The sequence below is a fragment of the Streptomyces sp. NPDC000075 genome, from assembly GCF_040301925.1.
GTDB lineage: Bacteria > Actinomycetota > Actinomycetes > Streptomycetales > Streptomycetaceae > Streptomyces > Streptomyces polychromogenes.
In genome coordinates this window covers 323,330-345,143 of the sequence record NZ_JBEPFL010000001.1, presented here as the reverse complement: position 1 = coordinate 345,143, position 21,814 = coordinate 323,330, and the positions used below count along the sequence as shown (strand labels likewise).

Here is a 21,814-nt window from a genome sequence, read left to right as displayed (position 1 = left end):
GTGAAGCGGGGGCGGAGGACCGGGGAGAGCGCCGCCACGGGGGTGTCGGAGTCGGAGCGGCTGCTGTTCGGCGGGCCCCTGGCGTACGACATCGGCTGGGACCAGCACGAGGGGGCCTGGCTGGAGCTCGGGCTGTGGCGGATGGCCCGGGACCTGCCCGCGATGGTGGGCACCGCCTTAGGCCTGGCCCGCCGCGCCGACGCGCCCGCCCTGCGCACGGTCCTGGGCGCTGAGCTGGGCCGGGGCATCGTGCAGGCGGCCGGGCTGGTCGCGGTGAACGCGGTCCTCGGCCACCTGATGGCCTCCGGCCCCACCACGGCCCGGCTCACCGGGTCGGCGCCCGCGCTGCTCCTCGTCGCTGTGGCGGGGGTCCTCGGTTCGCTGCTGAGGTCGGCTTCGACGGCGGCGACCGGCGCCCTGGAGCCGAAGGTGCAGCGGCTGGCCACCGAGCAGTTCCTGGCCCTGGGCCACCGGGTGGAGCTCACGGCGATCGAGGACGACGAGTTCCACCGGCTGCTGGACGCGGCCCGCTACGGCGCCGACTCGGCCCGCCGGATGATCCGTTACTGCACCAACGTGCTCAACTCGGCGGTCTCGCTGATCGCGGCGGCCGGTGTGCTGACCGTGCTGCACCCGGTGCTGCTGCCCCTGCTGGTGCTGATGACCCTGCCCAGCGCCTGGGGGGCGCTCGTCATCAGCCGGCAGCGGTACGTCTCCTTCCACTCCTTCCTCCAGCACGCCCGGGCCGGGCACCTGCTCGGCCAGCTGCTGACCGAGCAGCAGGCCGCGGCCGAGGTGCGGGTGCACGACGTCGGCCCGTTCCTGCTCACCCACTTCCGGGGCATGGCCGAGACCAGCGAGCGCGAGCAGACCCGGCTGGCGCGGCGGGCGGCCCGGACGGGTCTGATCGCCGACGCGGCGGGCGGGCTCGCGGCCCTGGCGACGTACGGATCGCTGGGACTGCTGCTGTGGGCCGGCCGGATGGACCTCGCGGTCGCCGGTACCGCCGTGCTCGCGATCCGCACCGGTGCCTCCAGCCTGGACAGCCTGGTCCTCCAGGTCACCGAGCTGTACCAGGAGAGCCTGTTCGTCGCCGACTTCACCCGGCTCTGCGCCGAGGCGGAGGCCCGCACCATTCCGGCGGGCGGGGCCGACCTGCCCGAGCGGGTGCGCGAAGTACGCTTCGAGAAGGTGACGTTCACCTACCCCGGCGGCCCTGGGGAAACCCCCGAGCCGGCGCTGCGCGAGGTGTCCCTCGCCTTCCCCACGGGGAAGATCGTGGCGCTCGTCGGGGAGAACGGCTCCGGCAAGTCCACCCTGGTCAAGCTCCTGGCCGGGCTCTACCTGCCGGACGAGGGCGGCGGCACGGTCCGGTGGGACGACGTGGACGCCCGTACCGCCGACCGGAGCCAGATCTTCGGGCGGGTCGCGCTGATGTCGCAGAACTTCTACAACTGGCCCTTCACGGCCAGGGTCAACGTCGGCATCGGCCGCCCCGGCGAGCCGATCCGGGACGAAGCGGTGGAGGCCGCGGCCGCCTTCTCCGGCGCCGACGAGGTGCTGGCCGGGCTCCCCCGGGGCCTGAGGACCCTGCTGGGCCGCGGCTACCGCGGCGGGCACCAGATCTCGGGCGGCCAGTGGCAGCGCCTCGGCATCGCCCGCGCGCACTACCGCGACGCGGCGATCCTGATCGTGGACGAACCGACCAGCGCCCTGGACCCGCTGGCGGAGCAGCGGGTCTTCGACCGGATCCGCGAGCGGGCGACGGCCGGCCAGACGGTCGTACTGATCACCCACCGCCTGCACGCGGTCCGGCACGCCGACCTGATCCACGTACTCAAGGACGGCCGCCTCGCCGAATCCGGAACCTTCGAGGAACTGATGGACGAACGCACGGGCACGGGCGACTTCCGCGACTCCTACCTCGTCCAGGCCGACGCCTTCAGCACCTCCCTGCCGTCCCCGCGCCACCCGGACGCACGGCAGCGCTCGTAGCACCCCGTCCGCATCGCGGGCACCCCGCACACCGCGTGCGGGGTGCCCGCACAGTAGGTTGGAGCGATCGTCGTACCACGAAGGGGTCCCCATGGACGACATCTCCCCGCACCGGCGGCGGACACCCGGCACCACCCTTCCGGCAGAAGCCCGCCTCGAGGACGCGGGCAACGTGCTGGTCGCTCCGGCGGCCTCGCACGACGAGGACGTGGTCAGGGAGTTCTTCGGGTCGGTCATCACGCCGGAGGAGCTCACCGCCTCCGGAGCCTCCGTCCTCGCGCGCAGGACCGTCTACCTGTGCGGCGACCTCTCGGGGATCAGCCGCGCGCAACTGCGGTCGGCGGAACGGGTTTTCGTGGTCCGGGAGCTGTCCCGCGGCTACGACGGGGAAGCCGGCGCGCCGTGGACCCTCGTCGGCGCGGGCCGGGTTCCCCTCCGCGTACACGGTGCCGGCGTGTACTACCGCCGCTTCTTCGCCCCCGAGGAAGGCCACTTCGGCCGGATCCGTGCGGAGCACGCGTTCCAGACCCTGACGGAGTCCACCAAGCCCGGAACGGCCCACCGCAGCGGCATCTATCTGACGCCCGTCACCCGGGACGGCGACGACGCACTCCACTTCCGCCTGCTGCGGTGCTCCACGAACCTCTCGGGGCCGACCGAGGGCTTCCGCCCGACCGACACGAGCATCGTGGAGGCCCTCAACCGCGAGGCCGCCACGGTCTTCCGTGACCACGCGCCGCTCAACCACGTCCTGGCCCAGACCTACCACAACACCGCCGCCACGACCGGGCGCAAGCAGTCCAAGGCCAAGATCTCGTCCCATGCCGACAAGACCAAGGACATGCCCGCCAACGGCGTCATGGCCTTCTGCACCTTCTACGACGGCCTCGACGCACTGCGGCCCCTGGCCGAAGACCCCTTCGACCACGGGGTGAAGGGGACGAGCGGCCTGACCCGCCTCCGTTTCCGCCTCAAGGACCCGGCGGCGGCGGACGAGGACGGGGGCGCGCTCCCCGAGCGGTTCACCCTGACCCTGTATCCCGGGTCCGTGTTCTTCATGCCGCTGTCCACCAACCGCCTGTACACGCACGAGATCCTGCCCTCGGCGCTCGACGCCGGCCTGCTCCCGACCCGCCTGGGGTACGTGGTGCGCTGTTCCGGCACCGAAGCCGTCCACCAGGACGGCCGGACGTTCCTCAAGGCGGACGGGGGCCTGGTGGAGCTGGAACCGCCCACGCCCGAGGGCATGGACGAACTGCGCGGGCTGTACGCCGAGGAGAACAGGAGCTCGTCCTTCATCGACTACGGCGGCCGGTTCCGCTTCAGCATGAACACGGGAGACTATCTTGCGCCCCGGGCCTAGGATCTCCGACGAGATCATCACCTGCGTGCTGCCGTCCAAGGAGGACTACTTCGCGGAGCTGTCCGCGTCGGCCCTCCTGGAAGACGTCGGGAAGGGCCGGCGGGGCGCCACGCTCGCCCGGACCGAGGGCGCGGACGGCGTTCCGCTGGTCCGCACCACCACGCGGTACGCCAACCCCACGCAGCGCTTCCGGGCGGTGCACGAGCGGCTCGCGCGGCGGGTGCAAGAGCGGGCGGGGCTCTCCGCCGGGTTCAACAACGCCCTCATCGAGCGCTACACGAACGCCTACCGGACCATGGGCGCCCACTGCGACCAGGCCCTCGACCTGGCCGAGGAGTCGTTCATCGCGGTCTTCTCCTGCTACCGGAACCCCGAGGCGGGTCCGCCGAGGAAGCTGGTCTTCGAGCGGAAGGGGTCCGATGCCGAGAAGCTGGAGGTCCCCCTGACGCACCACGGCGTCGTCGCGTTCTCCGTCGCCTCGAACCGGCGGCTCAAGCACCGGATCGTCCTGGACGCGCCCGTCCCCGCCGCCGACAACGAGTGGCTGGGCGTGACGTTCCGGACGTCGAAGACCTTCATCCGCTTTCACGACGGCCACGCCCACCTCCCGCAGGGCGCGCGCCTCCTCCCGGCCGACGAGGACCAGCGGAGCGAGTTCTACCGGCTGCGGCGCCGCGAGAACGACGAGACGGACTTCGTCTACCCACCGCTGACGTACACCGTCAGCGAGAGCGACCTCCTCCCACCCGTCTGACCCGTCCCGGAGGTCCCGGTGTCCCTGCCCAGCCTGCTCGGCGTCTTCGCCCACCCCGACGACGAGTCCCTCCTCGCCGGAGGCGTCCTCGCCCGGCACGCCGCCGCCGGGGCGCGGACGGCCGTCGTCACCGCCACGTGGGCCGCCGACAGCCCCCGCGCCGCCGAACTGGCCGGTGCGACCGCCGCGCTCGGGGCCGGCCCGCCCCACATGCTCGGATACGCCGACCACCGCGTCCCCCACTCCGCCCCCGGGCGGCCACGGCTCTGCGACGCGCCGCTCGACGAGGTCGTGGAGCGGCTGGTCGGGCAGCTGCGGGAGTTCCGGCCGGAGGTCGTCGTCACCCACGACGCGTACGGCCAGCTCACCGGCCACCCCGACCACCGCCACACCCACCGCGTCACGGTGCTGGCCGCCACCGCCGCCGGACTGGAGCACCTCTACCCGGACGCGGGAGCCCCGTGGCGGCCGCGCGCGGTGTACGCGGCGACGCACCCGGACTCGGCCCTGGAGGACCTCGGGCCGCTGCTGGCCGGGGTCGGCAAGTCCCTCCTGTCCGTCCCGGACGACCAGGTCACCGCGACGGTGGACGTACGGCCGTGGCTGGACCGGAAGTGGCCCGCGATCCTCGCCCACCGCAGCGAGGTCTCCCGCGAACGCTCCCTCCCGGGCCTGCTGTCCCGCCTCCCCGCCGAAACCCGCGACCGCGTCATCGGCACGGAACACTTCACCCTGCTCCACACCCACCCGGCGGCCGCCGCCCCGCTCGCCCGGCTGTAGGGCCGGCGGGAGGTCAGGACTGGGCGGTGGGGCGGACGGTGATCTCGCCGACGTCGACGCCCGGCGGCTGTTCGATCGCGTACGCGATGGCCGAGGCCACGGCGGAAGGGGGCATGGCGATCTCGTCGCGCAGGCGGGTCATCGTGGCCGCCGCATCGGGGGCGGCGCCCCTGCCCACGCCCTCCGTGTGGGTGAGGCCCGGTGAGACGAGGGTGACGCGCAGGTCGGGGCCCGCTTCCTGGCGCAGGCCCTCGGTGAGCACCTTCACCGCCGTCTTGGTGGCCGCGTACACGGCCTGAGGGGACTTGACCACGTGGGCCGCCGTGGAGCCGACGTTGACGAACTGGCCGGACCGCTGGCGGCGGAAGACCGGCAGGGCCGCCGCGATGCCGTTGAGCAGGCCGGTGACGTGGGTGGAGACCATGGCGTCCCAGTCGTCCTGGCGGAGGTCGTCGAAGGGGGAGACGGCCATCGTGCCCGCGTTGGAGACGAGGACGTCGAGCCGGCCGTACCGGTCGACGGCCGTGTCCGTCAGGAGCCGGAGGTCCTCGCGGCGCGTGACGTCGACGACGACTGCGGTGGCGGTGCCGCCCCGGGCGGTGATGCCGTCGACGACCGCGTCCAGCCGGTCCCGCCGGCGGGCCGCCAGGACGAGGCGGGCGCCCCGCTCGGCGAGGTGGACGGCGGTCGCCTCGCCTATGCCGCTGCCCGCGCCGGTGATCGCGACGACTTTGCCCTGGATGCCCGACATGATCCACCGGCTTTCTCCCGGAGGCCCGCAGAGGCCTACAGTGGGGTGACGTGAAGAAGTGGGGACGTCCCCACTTAGATGAAGAGCGTAAGTGGGGGCGCCTCCGTTTCGCAACGGGGAACTCCCGCACGGCACATGAGAGGAGAAGCGCGCATTGGCCGCCGAAGGAGCGCACCGACCGCTGCGGGCCGACGCACGGCGCAACCGGGAGAAGATCCTCGCCACGGCCCTGCGCCTGTTCACGGAGCAGGGCCTGGACGCGCGGATGGAGCTGATCGCCACGGAGGCCGGGGTCGGGAGCGCCACTCTCTACCGCAACTTCCCCTCCCGGGAGGCCCTCGTCGAGGCCGTCTACCGCAACGAGCTGGGCCGGCTGTGCGACGCGGCCCCGGCCCTCCTCGCGCAGGGGCCGCCGGGCGAGGCCCTGCGCGCGTGGACCCGGCTGTTCCTGGACTACGTCACCGCCAAGTACGGGATGATCGACGCCCTGCGCGCCACCGCCGCTGCGGGCGCCGACCCCTACGGCGGCAGCCGGGAGCGGATCCGGGCCGCCATCGCCTCGCTGATGGACGCCTGCGTGGCCGCCGGGACCATCCGGACCGACATCGGCCCCGCCGACCTGGCCGCCGCCCTGGAGGGCATCGCCCTCACCACGGCGGGCGGCGGGCACCGGCAGCAGGCGGAGCGCCTGCTCGACCTCACTCTGGACGGCCTCACCGTCCGCCGCGGCTGACGCCGCCGGGCCGGGCGCGGGGATCCGCGTCCGGCCCGGCGGGCCCCGCCGCCGTCAGGCGTCGGGGATCCAGGAGCCGTGGACGCCCGCCGGTACCCGCCGGGGCAGGTGGACGGTGGCGAGCCGGTCGAGGCCGGAGGCGTCGAGGACGAGCAGCTGCGAGGCGTCCTGCTTGAGGTCGGAGACGACCGTCAGCAGGTAGCCCTCGTCCTCGCCGACGGCGCCGGCGGCCGGGACGAAAACGGCCTCGCTCGGCAGCCGGGCGTCGCCGGCCCGGTGGATGCGGCGGGCGCCGGTGGTGCGGTCGTACTTGACGACGCCGTAGCCGCCGAAGCCCTGCTCGTCGGGGAAGGAGACGGCGTAGGTGTAGCGGTTCTCGGCGCCCAGGTACTCCTCGTTGAGGGTGGGGAACTCCACCGGCAGGTCGTCGGTGATCTCCTCGCCGACCGTCCCGTCCGCGAGGTCGACGACCCAGCGGCGGGCGTACGAGCGGGCGGCGGGCTCGGTCGCCCGCCCGGGAGCGCCGACCCACCAGTTCCAGGAGAGCCTGAAGCCCTCGCGGTCCACGGTGGGGCCCTCCAGGACGATGCGGCCGCGGTCGTCCTCGTAGGCGTTGGCGACGTGCAGCAGGTTGCCCGGCTCGATGGAGAACCAGCGGATCCGCGCCGCGCCGCCCTCACCGCGCGGCATGACGCCGATCCGTGCGGGCTGCCGGTCGCTCCAGCCGTACGGGATACCGGAGTGCTCGGCGGGGTCGAAGGTGACGTTGCCCTCGATGAAGACCACGTGGCGGCGGGTGACGGCGAAGTCGTGCTTGAGGGCGGCGGTGGCTCCGGGGACCTCGGAGCTGTGGAGGACCTCGCCCTTGGCGCCGGCCACGTAGTACGTCAGGAAGGGCGGGAACGGCGAGGACCCGAAGAAATGCAGCTCCCCGGTCCGGGGGTCTTCCTTGGGGTGCGCGGTCATGGCCCCGCGCAGCCTGCCGTCGAAGTCGTACGCGCCGACCGTCTCCAGCTCCGGGGTGAGTTCGAAGGGGAGGTTGGCCTCGCACAGGGCCAGCAGGCGTCCGGCGTGTTCGATGACGTGGGTGCCGGCCGTGCTGGCGGTGAAGTCGGGGCCCCGCTCGGTCATGTACGGGGCGCCGTCGAGGGCCGGGGTGCGCACCCAGCGGTTGCGGTACCACTCGGCACGGCCGTCGCGCAGGCGGATGCCGTGGACCATGCCGCTGCCCTTGAACCAGTGGGTGGGGGTGACGCCGGGCTTGGGGTTGTGGCCGTTGCGGACCAGCCGGCCGGTGAGCTCGGGAGGCAGGGTGCCCTCGACGGTGAGCTCGGTGGCGGTGATCTCGTCGGCGACGGGGGTGTAGTGGCCGGTGAGGTAGGGCTTGGCGGGGGTGGTCGTCATGGTCGGCTCGGTGCCTTTCTGTAGGAGGGAAAGCGTGGATGGAGACGCCTGCCGGTCAGGTGGGCCGTTCGGCACGGGACTTGAGGTGGGCGAGCCGGTTCGCCGCTGCGCCGGCTGAAAGAACTGCCCTGCTCCAGCGGCGCGTCGAGGTGGGCCTGTTCGAGGAGGGGGTGGTCGTGGTCATGGGTTCGTACTTCCTGTCCGGTGGAGGGGGCGGGTCGGTGGGGGGGTGGCGGCTGCGGGCGGTGTGCCGGGGCGGACTCGGGTGAGGAGCGGGGCGAGGGCCGCCGTCACGGCCAGGACGGCGGCGGACACGGTGAACGCGGTCCGGTAGCCGGCCGTGAGGGCCTCCAGTCGGGGCAGAGCGCCGGAGGCGCGCGCGGTGACGGAGCCTGCCAGGGTGGTCAGGGCGGCCAGGCCGACCGCGCCGCCGACCTGCCGGGTGGTGTTGACGAGCCCGCCGGCCAGGCCCGCGTCCCGGGGCGGGACGCCGGCCACGGCGAGCGCCGTCAGCTGGACGAACGCGGCTCCCAGGCCGAGGCCGGCCAGGAGGCTCGGACCGAGGACGTCGGCCGCGTAGCTCCCGTCCGCGCCGAGCCGTGACAGCCACAGCAGTCCGGCGGCCTCGGTGAGCAGTGCCATGGTCACGGTCGCGGGGGATCCGGCCCGCCGCGCGAGCCGGGGTGCGAGGGCGGAGCCCAGCATGTTGGCGGCGGCGAAGGGGAGTTGGCCCGCGCCGGTGGCGAGGGGGCCGGATCCGAGGACCTGTTGCTGGTAGAGCGGGAGGAAGAAGAACAGGGCGATCCACACCGAGCCGAACAGGGCCATGAGCAGGTTCCCGGGCACGACCCGGCCGGCCGTCAGCAGCCGGGGCGGTACGAGGGCGTCGGGCCGGCGGCGCTCGATCGCGGCGAAGGCCGCGAGCAGCAGCGTGGCGGCGGCGAGGGCACCGAGCACCACGGGATCGGTCCAGCCCGCGCCCCGTGCCGTCGTCAGCCCCCACACCAGGCAGGTGAGGGCGAGGGTGACGGCGACGGTGCCCGGCAGGTCGAACCGCCCCGGCCCGCGTCCGGCCGACGCCGGTACGAGGGCCGCCACCGCGGCGAGGACCAGTACCGACCCGAAGGCGACCGCGTGGAAGATCCAGGGCCAGCCCCACACCTGGGTGAGGACGCCGCCCAGCAGGACGCCGCCCGCCCCGCCCGCGCCGGAGACCGCTCCCCACACGCCGAGCGCCCGGCCCCGGGCGGCGGCCGAGGGGGAGCCGTCCATCGCCAGGGCGAGCGCGGCCGGGGCGATGGCAGCGGCGCCGAGGCCCTGCACGGCCCGGGCGGTGATCAGTGCCGGGGCGGAGGCGGCCAGTCCGGCCGCCAGGGAGGCCACGGCGAACAGGGTCAGTCCCGCGAGCAGCACCCGGCGGCGCCCGAGCAGGTCGGCGGCCCGGCCGCCCGCCAGGAGCAGCGCCCCGAACGCCAGGCCGTAGGCGTTGACCGCCCACGTGGTCCCGGCGTCCGAGAGGCCGGCTCCATCCCGGATCCGCGGGAGCGCCACGTTCACGACCGAGGTGGCGAGCATCACGGTGAACTGCGCCCCGGCGAGTGCCGCGAGCGCCGCTCCCGGCCGGGCCGCCGGGCGCGGTGTCCGTTCCGACTGTGTGCGTGCTGCGTTCATGGCGCACAGACTGGCGGCGCGGACCGTCCACTCTCCAGGCCCGGCGGGGGCGGACACCGTCCACTCCTGTCCGCACCTGTCCACTCCCCCCGGCCCGGGCCGAAGGCACGTCTTAGGGCCTGTCGTCAAACTCCCGTCGTCGCCCGGAGGGCGGCCCCGCGGCGTCATGGGGGTCCCCCCTGCTCGAGCGAAGCCGAGAGCTTGGGGGAGCGTGCTCTCGGCGTGCCGGGCGGAAGCCCGCGTACTGGACGTACTTGGCTTTCGCCCGGTGCGGCGAGTGGGGGCACCCCCTGCTCGAAGAGCTTGGGGGAGCGTGCCAGGCGTCGTGGGGCAGACGGGAGTTTGACGACAGGCCCTAGCGTGGGCCGTTGAGCTCCTGCTGCCAGAGGGCTTCGCAGAGCAGGTCCAGGCCCTGCCGCAAATGGCGGCGGTAGGTGCCGTACGGGAGGCCGAGGCGGCGGGCGGCGGCCTCCTGGGTGGGGGCGCCGGAGAAGTAGCCCGCCGTCAGTGCTTCGCGGGCGCGGACCCCGCGCGGGTCCCGGGCGAGGTCGTCGACGGAGCGGCGCAGCAGGGTGCGCAGCTCGCCGGCCGGTTCGGCGAGGTCGGCGGCCAGCCGGGTGCGCAGCAGGGCGCAGGCGGCGAAGGCGGCCTTGTCGCGCCAGTGCGCCAGTGCCTCCCGTACGGCCTGGTCGAACGCGGTGCGGGAGACGGAGGGCGGGCCGGGCGGGGTGGCCGCCCCGGGCAGGGGCTCCTCGGTGGACGTCGTGAACCGCAGCAGCCACGTCTCGACCGGGATGCGGCGCCAGTCGACGGCGAAGACCCCGTAGGTGTGCGCGCCGACGCGGGGGCGCTGCCCCGTGTCGGCGAGGGTGCCCTTGACGCGGGCGGCCCAGGTCTCGGCGTCCCGGAAGACGGCGAACCCGTAGGCCCGGCCGCGGGCGCGGGCGGTCTCGACGTGCGCGCGGGAGCTGCTCAGGTCGATGACGCGTGAGGGGACCTGATACCGGCCGGGGTAGACGGAGAAGCGGCTGACGCCGATGTGTTCGCCGGGGCGGACGGGTTCGGTCGCCTCGGCGTACCTCCACGCGGCGGCGACGACCGGATCGACGGCGAGGTCCTCCGGGGCGGGCGGGGCGGGGAGGACCAGCCGGACCGTGAAGGCGACGATCCGGCCGGTGTTCACGAGGCGGTAGACGCTGAAGGCCCCCGGCTGGCGCCGCGCCCAGTAGCGGACGATGCCGGCGGAGTCCGGCCCTTCGGTCTCCTCGGCCATGCGGAGCACGGTGTCCAGGTCGTCGGGGTGCAGGGGGCGGTCGTGGACCTCGTCCTCGCGGGACCAGGTGCGCAGCCGGGTGAGGGTCTCGCCTTCGCGGAAGAGGTAGAAGAGCTCGTCGGTGACGGTCCACACCCGTTCCTCGGGGGCCTCGCGCAGGAGCCGCAGGTACTCGTCCGCGAGGCGGCGGCGCATCGTCTCGAAGGCGTTGGGGGCCCGCCAGCGCAGGTCGGCGGCGAGGGTCTCGCGGGCGGCGTCGTGGGGGTGGAGGCCGCGCGGGGTGGACTCCATGAAGGGGAGGTCCCGCAGCCAGGAGAAGAGCGGATGGGCGTCCTCGCCGGGCAGGACGGCGGTGAGGAGTTCCTCGGAGGTGGAGTGCGCCTGGGCCGCGACCTCCAGGGCCCGGCGGTGCGCGGCCGTGGGCACCTCACCGACGAGTCCGGCCAGCAGGGTGCGCAGGACGTCCGCCGAGGGGGCCCAGAGCTCCTCGCGGCCGCAGCCCGCGGATCCGGCCGCGGCCGCGAGGGACAGGGCGAGGGGGTTTCCCCCGGCGAACCTCAGGACCCGGTCGCGGAGTTCGGGGCGGAGCCGCGAGGCGGCCAGGAGGCTGCGGGCCTGTTCCTCGGAGAACGGCTCCAGCTCGGTGACGTGCAGCAGCCCGGACCAGGCGGGGTCGGCGGTCCACTGCGGCTGCGGGGCACGCCGGCCGGCGAGGACGACGAGGGCGTCGTCGGCCGCGCGGGGCAGGAAGTGGTGCCACAGCCAGTGCTCCAGCCACTGGCAGTGCTCGAAGGAGTCCACGAACAGGACCGTGCCCGGTACCTCCAGGAAGGGGCCGGCGGCGCGCTCGAAGTCGGCGGGATCCCGGCCGACGAACCGGCCGTCGAGTTCGACCATCAGCCGGCCCGCCGCCCGGACGTGGTCGGCCAGCCGGCGGAGCAGGGTCGACTTGCCGATGCCGCCCGGCCCGTGCACGTAGAAGGCGAAGGGCGCGCGTGGCTTTCCGTCCAGCGCCTCCCCGAACCGCCCGAGTTCCTCGTCCCGTCCGATGAAGGCGCGCAGCCGCGCCCTGCTCAGCCTCTCGCCGACGGACACCATCGCGCGCGCTCCGTTCCTTGTCCCGTGCCGGAGGGGGGCGCCCTCCGGCCTTCGCCCGCCGGTCACTTGACGCTCGCGAGCGCTCCGTCGCCGGGGTCTCCGTCGAGGAGGAGGGTGGTCTCCTCGACGCGCCGGAAGCGGCCGTCGGGGGCGAGTTCGGCGAAGAGGTAGACCTCGATGCGGGAGACGCGGCCGCCGTCGAAGGTGAGGCTGACGGTGTGCCGGTCGGCGTAGCGGGCTCCGTCGCGGAGTTCCTCGTGGACCTCGACGTGTCCGTCGCGGACGAGGGTGCGCAGGCGCGCCATGTGCCGGGCGAAACCGGCCCGGTCGTCCCAGACGCCGTTGGTGCGCTGGCGGTAGTCGGGGGTGAAGTGCCGGTCGAGGGCTTCGTCGAGGCCGAGGCCGGGGGTGAACAGCAGGTCGTCGAGGGCGCGGGTGATGCCGGTCGGTGTCATCGGTGTGTCCGCCTGAGGGGGGTGAGGGGGGAGGGGGGGTGGGGGTGGGGGCGAGCGGGCCACGGGGGCCGGCCCGTCCACCTCCATGACGTACGCGCGGGCGCCCGGGTTGCTTCTCGTCCGGCCGGCGCGGACGGCCTAACGCCCTTGCAGAGGTGCGGAGTTACGGGTTCCGGGCGTACCGTCTTCGCGGTCGCGTGTGATCGGGCGAGGGAGGCACGAGGGTGAACGGGGAGCTCCTGGGGGGCCGCTACCGGCTGCTGCGACCGGTGGGTGAGGGCGGGATGGGGCAGGTGTGGGAGGCACGGGACGAGAAACTGGGCCGGGCCGTCGCGGTCAAGGTCATCTCCCTGCTCGCCGGCGGGGGCAGCCGCGGCGACGAGGCCCGGGCCCGGTTCTTGCGCGAGGCCCGGATCACGGCGCGGCTGCAGCACCCCAACATCGTGACGATCCACGATCTGGGGGAGACCGGCACGGGTGAGGACAAGGCTCCGTTCCTGGTGATGGAGCTGGTCCGGGGCGAGGGGCTGGACGCGAAGCTGCGTCGCGGACCCGTCGGCCCGGCGGACGCCGCGCGCTGGGGTGCGCAGATATGCGACGCGCTCACCGAGGCCCACACCGCCGGCGTGCTGCACCGGGACGTCAAGCCCTCGAACGTGCTGGTCACCCCGTCGGGCATGGTCAAAGTCCTCGACTTCGGCGTGGCGCGGGCGGCCGACCCCTACGCGACGCGGGACCGCATCACGCAGACCGGGTTCATCGTGGGCACGCCCGCGTACATGGCTCCGGAGCAGGCGCGCGGCGTCCCCGAGCCGCGCAGCGATCTGTACGCGCTGGGCTGCCTGCTGTTCGAGCTCCTCACGGGGCGGCTGCCGTTCGAGGCCGCCGACACGGTGGGTTATCTGTCGGCCCACCTCACCGAGGAGCCCCCCGCTCCGGGTTCGGTGTCCGCGGCCGTGCCGCCGGCCTGGGACGACCTCGTGCTCACCCTGCTGGACAAGGACCCGGCGGGGCGGTTCGAGGACGCCGCGCAGCTCGCGCGGGCCCTGCGCGCCCTCGAAGGGGCCCCGGCGGAGGGCCGGACCCGCCGCCTCCCCCGGCCCGCCGAGGCCGTCGGGAGCGAGGACGTCACCCTCCCCCGGGCCCGCCGGCCCGGAGGGACGGCCGCCTCCGCGCGGCGGCGCTCGTACGCCTGGAACCGGAGGGGGATCGCCACCGGCCTGGGCGTGTTCCTGACGGTCGCGGTCGTCGCGCCCTTCGCCTACGTCATCCTGTTCCTGGTCATCGGGGGCGACCTGAAGGACGCGCGGGCGGGCGACTGCCTCTGGTTCGAGGGGACCGCGGACCGGAAGAAGTACGGGTACACCTACGCGGACGTGTCCCACACGGAACCGTGCGGGCTGCGCTTCCGGATGTTCGGCAACAGCCACTACGAGGTGGTGAGCCGGATCGACGGGACCGACGACCCCTCCCGGTGCGGCACGGTGCCGGGTGCCGTGGTGAACGACGACACCTCGATCCTGCGGTCCTCGAAGGGGCCCTCCTGGATCCTGTGCGTCAGGCCGGTCTGAGCCCGTCGGCTCTAGATCCCCGAGGTGTTGAGGAGGCGGTTCGGGGTGCCTGCCGGAACCTCCGTCAGGACGTCACGGTCGGCCTGGCCGATGAGCCATGCGCGGACCTGGGCGGGGGTGGCGGCGGGGTGCGCCGAGAGGTAGAGGGCCACGGCGCCGGTCACGTGCGGAGTGGCCCAGGAGGTGGCGCCGGATTCGCTGGTGGCGGTTCCGGCTCCCGCGACCCCGGAGGTGATCTTGTCGCCCGGTGCGTACAGGTCCACGCAGGAGCCGTGTCCGGAGCCGAAGGTCTCGGTGTCCCGCCAGTGGCGGTCGCCGGTGGTGGAGGCGGCCACCACGATGGCTCCGTGGGCGCCTGCCGGGGAGTGCCCGCAGGCGTCGTCGTTGAAGTTGCCCGCCGCGACGACGACCGGGATCCCGGACTCGACGAGGTGCTGCACGGCCGCGTTGAGCGCCGGGGAGGGGGTCTGGAGGTTGAGGGACATGTTGACCACGGCCGGGCGCTGGGCGTGGGCGGTCACCCATGCGACGGCCTTGACGATGGAGTCCTCCGGCGCCTCCGCGGCGCCCTTTCCGGGACCGCTGCTTCCGCCCTCCTCGCAGCCGATGGCCTGGACGCGTACGAGCTGGGCCTTGGGGGCGACCCCATAGGTACGGCCGCCGATGATGCCGGCCACGAACGTGCCGTGCCCGAGTCCGCTGCTGTCGGCGCAGTCCCCGGTGCCGGGGGCGCCGACGAAGTCGGCTCCGGCGGTGGCGCGGCCCGCGAACTCGGCGTGTTTCAGGTCCATTCCGGTGTCGAGGACGTAGACGTGGACCCCGCTGCCGTCGGCGCCCGCCGCGTAGCGCCCGTCGAGGGGGCGGGTGCGCTGGTCGAGCCGGTCCAGGTTCCACGGGACGCCGGTGCGCGCGAACGGGGCGGCGCCGGTGTGGCCGGACGGGGCGGGGCTTGCCGGGGTGCCGCCCGGGGCGCCGCCGGCCGTCGGGTGTGCGGACGGGGAGGCCTTCGGGCTGCCCGAGGCCGCCGCGGACGCGGAGGGCCCCGCGGGTTCCGGATCCCCGGACGGGTCGCAGGCCGTGAGCCCCAGTGCCAGTGCCACCACGGCGGCCAGCACCGCCGCGCCGGACGTACGTCTCGTGTTCCGCCCCATCGTCTTGTCCCCCGTCTCCTTCTGCGGCCGCCGCGACCGCCTGCCCGTCGTCAAGGGCCCAGACGCCGCAGACGCGGGTTCCGGTTGCAGCCGCGAGCGATTGGATCTTGTGGCGCGTCTCGTGTAGAACACATCACCGATCGGACATGATCACCATACTTTTCAGCCACATCGGGGGAATTGACATGAAGTCGACTCGACGCGTGATCGGAACGCTGGCGCTCGTCGCGGCCCTGGGATCGGTCGCGGCCTGCGGCCCGGAGGACACCTCGGGCGCGGGCGGCACCGGCGGTTCCGCCGGCGCGGGCGCCGCCGCGAAGCCGTCCGCCGCCCAGCCCTCCGCCAAGGCCCCGGCCGGCGGGGCCTCCGCCGGTTCCGCCGCCCCCGGCGGCGACTGCGGGCAGCCGCCGAAGCCGCCGGCCGGGCACAAGATGGTCGAGCCCGTCGTTCCCCCGTCGAAGGGCTCGATGTCCGCGAAGGACGCCCAGCCGGCCTGTACGCCCAACGGCTGGACCTACCACGGCAAGGGCGAGCCCAAGTACTACCTCTTCGCCACCGGCGAGGTGAAGGCCGAGCTGGCCACCGGCTCCGGCTCCACCAAGTCCGTGCCGGTCGGGGAGCTGTGGATGCACGCGGGCGACTGCATGACCAACCCGTCCGCCGTGAAGGCCCCCTACAGCTGCTCGGGGAACATCTACGACATCACGGTCGACGGCGAGGGCAAGATCGACTCGATCAAGGAGGTCTGGCATCCGTAACGGCGCGGGCCGGTCCGGTCTGCGGGTCCGACGGCGGGTGCGGCGCCGCCGGACCGCGCCCGGCTCAGACGGCGAGGGTCCGGGCCCGCTCCAGGACGGCCCCGGTGTCCACCCCGGCCGGCAGGGTGCCGTACGCGCCGCCGTGCTCGCCGCCCAGCCGGGACGCGCAGAACGCGTCGGCCACCGCCGCCGGTGCGTGCCGCACCAGGAGCGAGGCCTGGAGGACCAGGGCCATCGTCTCGGTGATCCGCCGGGCCCGGTACTCGGCCTCGGCGGGGTCGGCGAGCTCCTTGTGCAGCCCGGCCACCGCCGCGTCCAGGTACCGGTCGGCCCCGGCCGCCCGGCCCACCTCGGCGAAGAAGGCCTCGACGGTCTCGGGCCGGCGGGCCATCGCGCGCAGCGCGTCCAGGGCGGCCACGTTGCCCGACCCCTCCCAGATGGACGAGAGCGGGGCCTCGCGGTACAGGCGGGGCATGCCCGAGTCCTCGACGTAGCCGTTGCCGCCGAAGCATTCGAGGGCTTCGGCGGCGTGCGCGGGAGCGCGCTTGCACACCCAGTACTTGGTCACGGCCAGGCCCAGGCGGCGCAGCAGCGCCTCGTCCTCGTCGCCGCGCGCGACCCGGTCGGTGGCCCCGGCCAGGCGCATGGCGACGGCGGTCGCGGCCTCGGACTCCAGGGCCAGGTCGGCCAGGACGTTGCGCATCAGGGGCTGGTCGACGAGGGCCTTGCCGAACGCCCGCCGGTGGGTGGCGTGGTGGACGGCGCGGACCAGGCCGAGCCGCATGCCGGAGGCCCCGCCCAGGACGCAGTCGAGGCGGGTCATGTTCACCATCTCGATGATGGTCGGGACCCCGCGCCCCTCCTCCCCCACCAGCCAGCCGAAGGCCTCGTCGTACTCGATCTCGGAGGAGGCGTTGGAGCGGTTGCCCAGCTTGTCCTTGAGGCGCTGGAGCAGCAGCCGGTTGCGGGTGCCGTCGGGCAGGACCCTCGGCAGCAGGAAGCAGGACAGCCCTCCGGGGGCCTGGGCCAGGGTGAGGAAGACGTCCGACATGGGGGCCGAGGTGAACCACTTGTGGCCGGTCAGCCGGTACGTGCCGTCCCCGGCGGGGACGGCGGTGGTGGTGTTGGCGCGGACGTCCGAGCCGCCCTGCTTCTCGGTCATCGACATGCCGGCGATCAGCCCGCGCTTGGTGTCGGGCCGGCGCAGCCCGAAGTCGTAGGTGCGGGAGGCGAGCAGCGGTTCCAGCCACGCGGCCAGGTCCGGCGCGGCCCGCAGGGCCGGGACGGCGGCGTAGGTCATGGACACCGGGCAGGTGTGGCCCGCCTCGACCTGGCTCCAGACGATGAACTTGGCGGCGCGGGCGACGTGGACGCCGGGCTCGTCCTGCGTCCAGGGGGCCGCGTGCAGGCCGTGCGAGACGGCGGTGTTCATGAGTTCGTGCCAGTACGGGTGGAACTCGACCTCGTCGACGCGGTGGCCGTAGCGGTCGTGGGTGTGCAGGACGGGCTCGTTCTCGTTGGCCAGCCGCCCCCACTCCGCCGCCTGCTCGGAGCCCGCGAGGACCCCGAGGCGGTGGAGCTCGGGCGCGGCCCAGCCGGCTCCCTCGCGGTCCAGGGCCTCCAGCAGGGCCGGGTCGGCGGCCACGTCGTAACCGTGGTGCGGGGGGACCTGGTTGGTGACCTCATGCGTCTGCGGCATCGTGTCCTCCAAGGGCACGCAGGGTGAAGGTGATCAGACCGGGGACGACCTCGCCGGGTGCCGCGTCGCCGTCGGCGAGCGGTCCGACGAGCGCTTCGGCGATGGCGCCGACCAGCGCGGCGGCGGTCAGCTCGGGGACCTGCGGCGGTAGTTCACGCTGGGCGACGCCGGCGGCCACCTGCCGGGCGAAGACGTCGCGGAACGCCCGCCGGAAGACGAGGCGTTCGGTGTCGACGGCCTGGTCGGCGGGCTCCGCGAGCAGGGCGAAGGCCCGCCGGGGCGCCTGGAGCGCCCGGGAGGCGAAGGTCTCGACGGCCGCCGCCACCCGCTGCGCGGCGGTGCCGGGCCGGTCCGCCGCGGCGGTCACCGCCTCGACCTCCCGCGCCACGAGGGTCCGGAACAGGGCGGCGGCCAGCTCGGACTTGCCGGAGAACGACTGGTAGACGCTCCCGGTGGAGATCCCGGCCTCCGCCGCGATCGCGGCGACGGAACAGCCGGCGTACCCCTCGCGGGAGAGCAGACGGACGGCGGCTTCCAGGACCTGGTCGCGCCGGGCGTCGAGCCGGGCCTGTACGGCGGGTGGGCGGCGGTAGGGCATGGGAAGGATTGAAGCAGTGATTCACTGCTTCACGCCAGACCCGGTCGGGATCCGCTTCCCTTCCCGGCCGCCGATGCGTGGCGGAGTGCGGGCAGGGCCCCGGCCGAGGACGTCGACCGGGGCCGCCCGCCGTGTCAGGCGCAGGTGACGGTCACCTGGCCGCTGCCGCCGTCGCTGGTGAAGGCGACCGTGAACCGGCCGTTCGGGGGCTGCTGTTCGGTCCGGCCGCCGAGGGTGATCACCTGCAAGGCGTCGGCGGCGAGGGAGCCGCCGGAGGTGCTGGCGGTGACCCCGGCGGGGAGCCCCCCGAGGGACCAGGTCAGCTTGCCGCCGCCGCTGTTGCGGACGAGCAGGGTGCCCGGCCATTCGCCGTTGGCGCAGAACTCCCGGACGCCGGCGGGACGCAGCGACAGCACCGGTTGCGCGGCCGGGGCGGGCGCGCTCGACTGCTTCGGCGGTGCCGACTGCGTCGAACGGCCCGGCGTGGGGCCTGCGCCGCCGGTCCGGGCGGGCGGTGTGGGGGCGGCGGTCGTCGGTGGGGCCGGCGCCTGCGTGGCCGGGGTGCCCGGGACGGAGGCGGGCGCCGGGGCGACGCCGCCGGAGGCGGCGGAGGGGGCCCCGCCGGACGCGTCGGCCGAGGCCGCGCCGGTGGGCGTGGCGGCCGCCTGGGGCTGGAGGGCGGCCGGGTCGTGACCCAGCCGGCTGCCCACGAAGAACCCGCCCAGGGCCAGCACCATGACACCGCCGATGACCAGCATCATGGTCTTCGTCTTCTTGGCCCGCTTCTGACGCGCCCGAGTGCCGGGATGCCCGGTCCGCCCACCCTGGACGATGTTCCCGGCCGCCCGGGGATCGTCCTGCTTGGGGCCGATCGCCCGCGGGTCATCCTGCTTCGGACCGATCGCCCGCGGGTCATCCTGCTTGGGACCGATCGCCCGCGGGTCGTTCGGGCCGGGCGCCGTGCGGCCGCCCTGGACGATGATGCCCTCGCGGCCCGGGGCCGGGTCGGTGAATCCTCCGCCGACGTCCGGGGTGGTCCCGTGGGACGGGACCGACGCCTCGTTCTCCGGACGGGGCACGTCCGGTCCACCTCTGCCGTCGCTCATGGCGTGCGACCCCCCTGTGGTCAGGCTGCTGCTCCTGCCAGACAGTTTTCGGCCACGGCGCCCCGGGGTCCATCCCCGCGACGTGACGGCGGTGTCCCGGTCCCGTATCAGTCGCGGGGCGACAGTTCGGCCATGGCGCTCCAGCCCTGGCCGGGAACCTCGACGTGGATGATCTCGGGGGTGGTGGCGATCGCCCCGGCCAGGGTCTCCATTCCGGCCTTGAAGTGGTCCGAGGCGACGTGGGCCGCGCCGGCCTCGGCGTCGGTGAACGCCTCCAGCAGGGTGTACTTGTTCGGGTCGTCCACGCTGCGGGACCAGTCGTAGAAGAGGTTGCCCGGCTCGGAGCGGGTGGCGCGGGTGAAGTCGTCGACGAGGGAGAGCCAGTCGTCGCTGTGCTCGGGGCGGACGTCGAACCTGACGGCGATGAAGATCATGCGACCACCCTGGCACGCCGGGGCGGTCCGGCGCACGTCCGGCGGCCCGTATTCCGGCAGGACCGGAATACGGGCCGCCCTCCGGCCGGGACAGCCGTACGGGGGCCCTCAGATCCGGCCCGCGGCCGCCTCGGCGAGGGCGGTGCGGATCGCGTCCGGGCGGCGCCGGAACTCCTCGGTGGGCACCGACACCGACAGCGCGTGCACCGCGTCCCGGTCCTCCCCGGCCGGGGGCAGGGCGACGCCCAGGCAGGTCCAGGCCGGGTCCGCCTCCCCCACGGACACCGCGAGGCCCGCCGCGCGCACCCGCAGCAGCTCCGCCTCCAGCGCCTCCGCGCTCGTGATGGTCGCCGGGGTCAGGCGGGCCATCCCGTGCTCGGCGAGGTAGCGCCGCCGGGCCTTCGGGGTCAGCCGGGCGAGGAGCGCCTTGCCGTGGGCGGTGGCGTGGGCGCGGGTCTCGCGGCCGGGCGCGAAGGGGTTCCCGGTGTCCGTCACCGGCGCCGTGGTGTCCACGACGGTGATCACCCCGCCCCGATAGGCCGTGTAGTACGCCTCGCCGCCGGTGGCCCGCCGCAGCCGGGCGAGCAGGTCGGCCATCCCCGGGGCCGGGGCCAGCTGGTGCAGGAAACTGCGGTGCAGCCGGGGCAGCGCGGGCCCCAGCGCGTACCCGCGCGCCGTCCGCACCAGGTAGCCGCGCTCGGTGAGCGGTCCCAGCAGGTGGTAGGCGGTGGACAGGGAACAGCCCGCGAGGCGGGCCAGCGCCTTGGCGCTGACCGGGCCGGGCGCCGCGGCCACCGCGTCGACGAGGGCCAGCGCGCGGTCGAGGGACTGCGGACCGGTGGGCTGCATGGTGCTGGTGGTTCCTGGGGGATGGGCGGCGGGGCGGGCCCAAGCCTACGCGCGGCGCGCCGGGGGCGCGCCGTCGACAGAACGTCACCGTGCGGCCACACTGGGCGCGGAGGTGCGCACATGACCCAAGCCGACCGGCCCGGCGACATGAGGGCGACCGTGCGGGAGACGTACGGTCCCGCCGACCTCAGCGCCGTCCCCGTCTTCGCGGGCGGTTTCATCAACTTCGGCTACTGGCGGCCCGAGGACCTCGACGGGCCGCCCACCGTCGACGACCGGATCCGCAGCCAGCAGGACCTGTACCGGCGGGTGCTGGACTCCGCCGGCCCGCTGGCCGGCGGACGGCTGCTGGAGGTCGGCTGCGGGCTGGGCGTGGGCTGCGCCCTGGCCATCGGGGAGTACGGACCGGCCCGGGTCACCGGCATGGACATCCACCCGCAGCAGCTGGAGCGAGCCCGCCGGGCCAACGCCGGCCTGCTGGACGGGCCGGGGCCCGAGCGGCTGCGGCTGGTGCGCGGGGCCGCCGAGGACATGCCGTTCGGGGACGGCGAGTTCGACTGCGTCTACAGCGTGGAGGCCGCCCAGCACTTCGACGACCTGGCCCGGTTCGCCGCGGAGACCGCCCGGGTCCTGCGCCCCGGCGGCCGGGCCGCGGTGACCAGCTTCTTCGCCCCGGACCCCGGCGCGGCCCCGCGGCTGGCGGAGCTGCTCGACACCTTCGCGGACGGGCTCGACATCGCCCGTCCGCCGTCCGAACTGACCGGCGCCCTGGCCCGGTCGGGGCTGACCGGGGTCCGCTGCGAGTCCATCGGGGCCTCGGTCTGGCCCGGCTGGGACCACTGGCTGTCCGGCCAGTGGAAGCCGGGCACCTGGCCGAGGAACTTCCGGCTCGCCTGGGAGCAGGGCCTCCTGGACTACTACGTGATCACGGGCACCCGGGCGTAGCCCCGGGCCGTCAGTTCCGGCGGCGCCGGCGGCTGATCATGACGATCACGGCGATGACGGCGGCCACGATCAGCAGCAGGATCACGACGCCCACGATCAGCGCGGCGGTGCCGAGCTTGCCGAGGAAACCCTTCTTCTTTTTCTTGGACTTCTTCTTGCCGTCCTTGGACACCCCCGACGCGAGCGTCCGGGCGGCCGGGGCGTTCGCAGCCGTCTCCCGTACGGATCCGGCCGCGGCCGCTCCGGCCGGGACGGCGGCGGCCGCCGCGCTCAGGGCCGGACCCGAGCCCCGGGCGGCGAGCGCCTCCCCCGCGTTCGCCGGCGGGGCCATGAACAGCCCTGCCAGCAGCAGTACCGGAACCACCCTGGCGATCACACTCGTCCTCACACCGCTCTCCCTGTCCTCGACTGCCGGTACGGGCCCCC

The 21,814-nt window shown here is 74.5% G+C and carries 20 protein-coding genes; 8 read left to right on the top strand and 12 right to left on the bottom strand.

The annotated features are described in order from the left end of the window. Positions 1-141 precede the first annotated feature (141 nt). From ABT403_RS01385 to ABT403_RS01370, 4 genes are all read left to right on the top strand, one after another. Positions 142-1,995 carry an ABC transporter ATP-binding protein gene (locus tag ABT403_RS01385; RefSeq protein WP_344168392.1) on the top strand — a complete coding sequence of 618 codons (1,854 nt, stop codon included), beginning with the start codon at positions 142-144 and terminating at the stop codon, positions 1,993-1,995. Positions 1,996-2,086: 91 nt separating this feature from the next. After that, complete coding sequence (locus tag ABT403_RS01380; RefSeq protein WP_344167307.1) at positions 2,087-3,358, top strand: hypothetical protein; 1,272 nt, start codon at positions 2,087-2,089, stop codon at positions 3,356-3,358. Next, complete coding sequence (locus ABT403_RS01375; protein ID WP_344167310.1) at positions 3,342-4,112, top strand: alpha-ketoglutarate-dependent dioxygenase AlkB family protein; 771 nt, start codon at positions 3,342-3,344, stop codon at positions 4,110-4,112. The genes ABT403_RS01380 and ABT403_RS01375 overlap by 17 nt, the downstream gene beginning before the upstream one ends. An 18-nt stretch (positions 4,113-4,130) precedes the next feature. After that, a complete protein-coding gene (locus ABT403_RS01370) occupies positions 4,131-4,892 on the top strand; it encodes a PIG-L deacetylase family protein (protein ID WP_344167313.1) in 762 nt (253 codons plus the stop codon). A gap of 13 nt (positions 4,893-4,905) precedes the next feature. On the opposite strand, the gene ABT403_RS01365 is transcribed toward ABT403_RS01370, so the two are convergent. Next, a complete protein-coding gene (locus tag ABT403_RS01365; RefSeq protein WP_344167316.1) occupies positions 4,906-5,643 on the bottom strand; it encodes an SDR family oxidoreductase in 738 nt (245 codons plus the stop codon). 154 nt (positions 5,644-5,797) lie between these two features. Between ABT403_RS01365 and ABT403_RS01360 the strand changes: the two genes are divergently transcribed. Further along, complete coding sequence (locus tag ABT403_RS01360) at positions 5,798-6,376, top strand: TetR/AcrR family transcriptional regulator (RefSeq protein ID WP_344167319.1); 579 nt, start codon at positions 5,798-5,800, stop codon at positions 6,374-6,376. Between the two features lie 54 nt (positions 6,377-6,430). On the opposite strand, the gene ABT403_RS01355 is transcribed toward ABT403_RS01360, so the two are convergent. The 4 genes from ABT403_RS01355 to ABT403_RS01340 form a co-directional block, all read right to left on the bottom strand. Further along, positions 6,431-7,780 carry a carotenoid oxygenase family protein gene (locus tag ABT403_RS01355; protein ID WP_344167322.1) on the bottom strand — a complete coding sequence of 450 codons (1,350 nt, stop codon included), beginning with the start codon at positions 7,778-7,780 and terminating at the stop codon, positions 6,431-6,433. Positions 7,781-7,960: 180 nt separating this feature from the next. After that, the gene (locus ABT403_RS01350; RefSeq protein WP_344167325.1) at positions 7,961-9,451 is read right to left on the bottom strand and encodes an MFS transporter; all 1,491 of its coding nucleotides are present in this window, start codon (positions 9,449-9,451) and stop codon (positions 7,961-7,963) included. A gap of 355 nt (positions 9,452-9,806) precedes the next feature. Then, the gene (locus ABT403_RS01345) at positions 9,807-11,822 is read right to left on the bottom strand and encodes an ATP-binding protein (protein WP_344167328.1); all 2,016 of its coding nucleotides are present in this window, start codon (positions 11,820-11,822) and stop codon (positions 9,807-9,809) included. A 62-nt stretch (positions 11,823-11,884) separates the two neighbouring features. Next, positions 11,885-12,277: a nuclear transport factor 2 family protein gene (locus ABT403_RS01340; protein WP_344167331.1), complete on the bottom strand. Its 393-nt coding sequence runs from the start codon at positions 12,275-12,277 to the stop codon at positions 11,885-11,887. Positions 12,278-12,501: 224 nt separating this feature from the next. On the opposite strand from ABT403_RS01340, the gene ABT403_RS01335 reads away from it, so the two are divergent. Continuing rightward, positions 12,502-13,848, top strand: coding sequence for a serine/threonine-protein kinase (locus ABT403_RS01335; protein WP_344167334.1), 1,347 nt, complete (start codon positions 12,502-12,504; stop codon positions 13,846-13,848). A gap of 11 nt (positions 13,849-13,859) precedes the next feature. On the opposite strand, the gene ABT403_RS01330 is transcribed toward ABT403_RS01335, so the two are convergent. Then, positions 13,860-14,999: a S8 family peptidase gene (locus tag ABT403_RS01330; RefSeq protein WP_344167337.1), complete on the bottom strand. Its 1,140-nt coding sequence runs from the start codon at positions 14,997-14,999 to the stop codon at positions 13,860-13,862. 185 nt (positions 15,000-15,184) lie between these two features. Between ABT403_RS01330 and ABT403_RS01325 the strand changes: the two genes are divergently transcribed. Further along, complete coding sequence (locus tag ABT403_RS01325; RefSeq protein WP_351647493.1) at positions 15,185-15,757, top strand: hypothetical protein; 573 nt, start codon at positions 15,185-15,187, stop codon at positions 15,755-15,757. A gap of 64 nt (positions 15,758-15,821) precedes the next feature. Here ABT403_RS01325 and ABT403_RS01320 read toward each other — a convergent pair whose 3' ends face one another. The 5 genes from ABT403_RS01320 to ABT403_RS01300 all read right to left on the bottom strand — a co-directional run bounded on the left by ABT403_RS01320 (position 15,822) and on the right by ABT403_RS01300 (position 20,443). Further along, entirely contained in the window at positions 15,822-17,456 is a 1,635-nt protein-coding gene (locus ABT403_RS01320) for an isovaleryl-CoA dehydrogenase (protein ID WP_344167343.1), read from the bottom strand. Then, positions 17,440-18,054 carry a TetR family transcriptional regulator gene (locus ABT403_RS01315; protein WP_344167346.1) on the bottom strand — a complete coding sequence of 205 codons (615 nt, stop codon included), beginning with the start codon at positions 18,052-18,054 and terminating at the stop codon, positions 17,440-17,442. Before ABT403_RS01315 ends, ABT403_RS01320 begins: the two co-directional genes overlap by 17 nt. Before the next feature lie 134 nt (positions 18,055-18,188). Next, on the bottom strand, positions 18,189-19,160 hold the full coding sequence (locus ABT403_RS01310; protein WP_344167349.1) for a hypothetical protein: 972 nt from the start codon (positions 19,158-19,160) through the stop codon (positions 18,189-18,191). A gap of 107 nt (positions 19,161-19,267) precedes the next feature. Then, positions 19,268-19,594, bottom strand: coding sequence for a putative quinol monooxygenase (locus tag ABT403_RS01305; protein ID WP_344167352.1), 327 nt, complete (start codon positions 19,592-19,594; stop codon positions 19,268-19,270). Positions 19,595-19,702: 108 nt separating this feature from the next. After that, entirely contained in the window at positions 19,703-20,443 is a 741-nt protein-coding gene (locus tag ABT403_RS01300) for an IclR family transcriptional regulator (RefSeq protein WP_344167355.1), read from the bottom strand. 120 nt (positions 20,444-20,563) lie between these two features. Here ABT403_RS01300 and ABT403_RS01295 point away from each other — a divergent pair, with 120 nt between their 5' ends. Further along, positions 20,564-21,388, top strand: a complete 825-nt coding sequence (locus ABT403_RS01295; protein ID WP_344167358.1) for a class I SAM-dependent methyltransferase — start codon at positions 20,564-20,566, stop codon at positions 21,386-21,388. A 10-nt stretch (positions 21,389-21,398) separates the two neighbouring features. On the opposite strand, the gene ABT403_RS01290 is transcribed toward ABT403_RS01295, so the two are convergent. Continuing rightward, positions 21,399-21,776, bottom strand: a complete 378-nt coding sequence (locus ABT403_RS01290; RefSeq protein ID WP_344167361.1) for a hypothetical protein — start codon at positions 21,774-21,776, stop codon at positions 21,399-21,401. Positions 21,777-21,814: the final 38 nt, after the last annotated feature.

Bases quoted from the DNA above. Each gene is read 5' to 3' on its own strand.
- ABT403_RS01385 (WP_344168392.1), top strand. From the start codon at position 142: ATGGCCCGGGACCTGCCCGCGATGGTGGGCACCGCCTTAGGCCTGGCC.
- ABT403_RS01380 (WP_344167307.1), top strand. From the start codon at position 2,087: ATGGACGACATCTCCCCGCACCGGCGGCGGACACCCGGCACCACCCTT.
- ABT403_RS01365 (WP_344167316.1), bottom strand. From the start codon at position 5,643: ATGTCGGGCATCCAGGGCAAAGTCGTCGCGATCACCGGCGCGGGCAGC.
- ABT403_RS01355 (WP_344167322.1), bottom strand. From the start codon at position 7,780: ATGACGACCACCCCCGCCAAGCCCTACCTCACCGGCCACTACACCCCC.
- ABT403_RS01350 (WP_344167325.1), bottom strand. From the start codon at position 9,451: ATGAACGCAGCACGCACACAGTCGGAACGGACACCGCGCCCGGCGGCC.
- ABT403_RS01345 (WP_344167328.1), bottom strand. From the start codon at position 11,822: ATGGTGTCCGTCGGCGAGAGGCTGAGCAGGGCGCGGCTGCGCGCCTTC.
- ABT403_RS01340 (WP_344167331.1), bottom strand. From the start codon at position 12,277: ATGACACCGACCGGCATCACCCGCGCCCTCGACGACCTGCTGTTCACC.
- ABT403_RS01330 (WP_344167337.1), bottom strand. From the start codon at position 14,999: ATGGGGCGGAACACGAGACGTACGTCCGGCGCGGCGGTGCTGGCCGCC.
- ABT403_RS01325 (WP_351647493.1), top strand. From the start codon at position 15,185: ATGAAGTCGACTCGACGCGTGATCGGAACGCTGGCGCTCGTCGCGGCC.
- ABT403_RS01320 (WP_344167343.1), bottom strand. From the start codon at position 17,456: ATGCCGCAGACGCATGAGGTCACCAACCAGGTCCCCCCGCACCACGGT.
- ABT403_RS01315 (WP_344167346.1), bottom strand. From the start codon at position 18,054: ATGCCCTACCGCCGCCCACCCGCCGTACAGGCCCGGCTCGACGCCCGG.
- ABT403_RS01310 (WP_344167349.1), bottom strand. From the start codon at position 19,160: ATGAGCGACGGCAGAGGTGGACCGGACGTGCCCCGTCCGGAGAACGAG.
- ABT403_RS01305 (WP_344167352.1), bottom strand. From the start codon at position 19,594: ATGATCTTCATCGCCGTCAGGTTCGACGTCCGCCCCGAGCACAGCGAC.
- ABT403_RS01300 (WP_344167355.1), bottom strand. From the start codon at position 20,443: ATGCAGCCCACCGGTCCGCAGTCCCTCGACCGCGCGCTGGCCCTCGTC.
- ABT403_RS01295 (WP_344167358.1), top strand. From the start codon at position 20,564: ATGACCCAAGCCGACCGGCCCGGCGACATGAGGGCGACCGTGCGGGAG.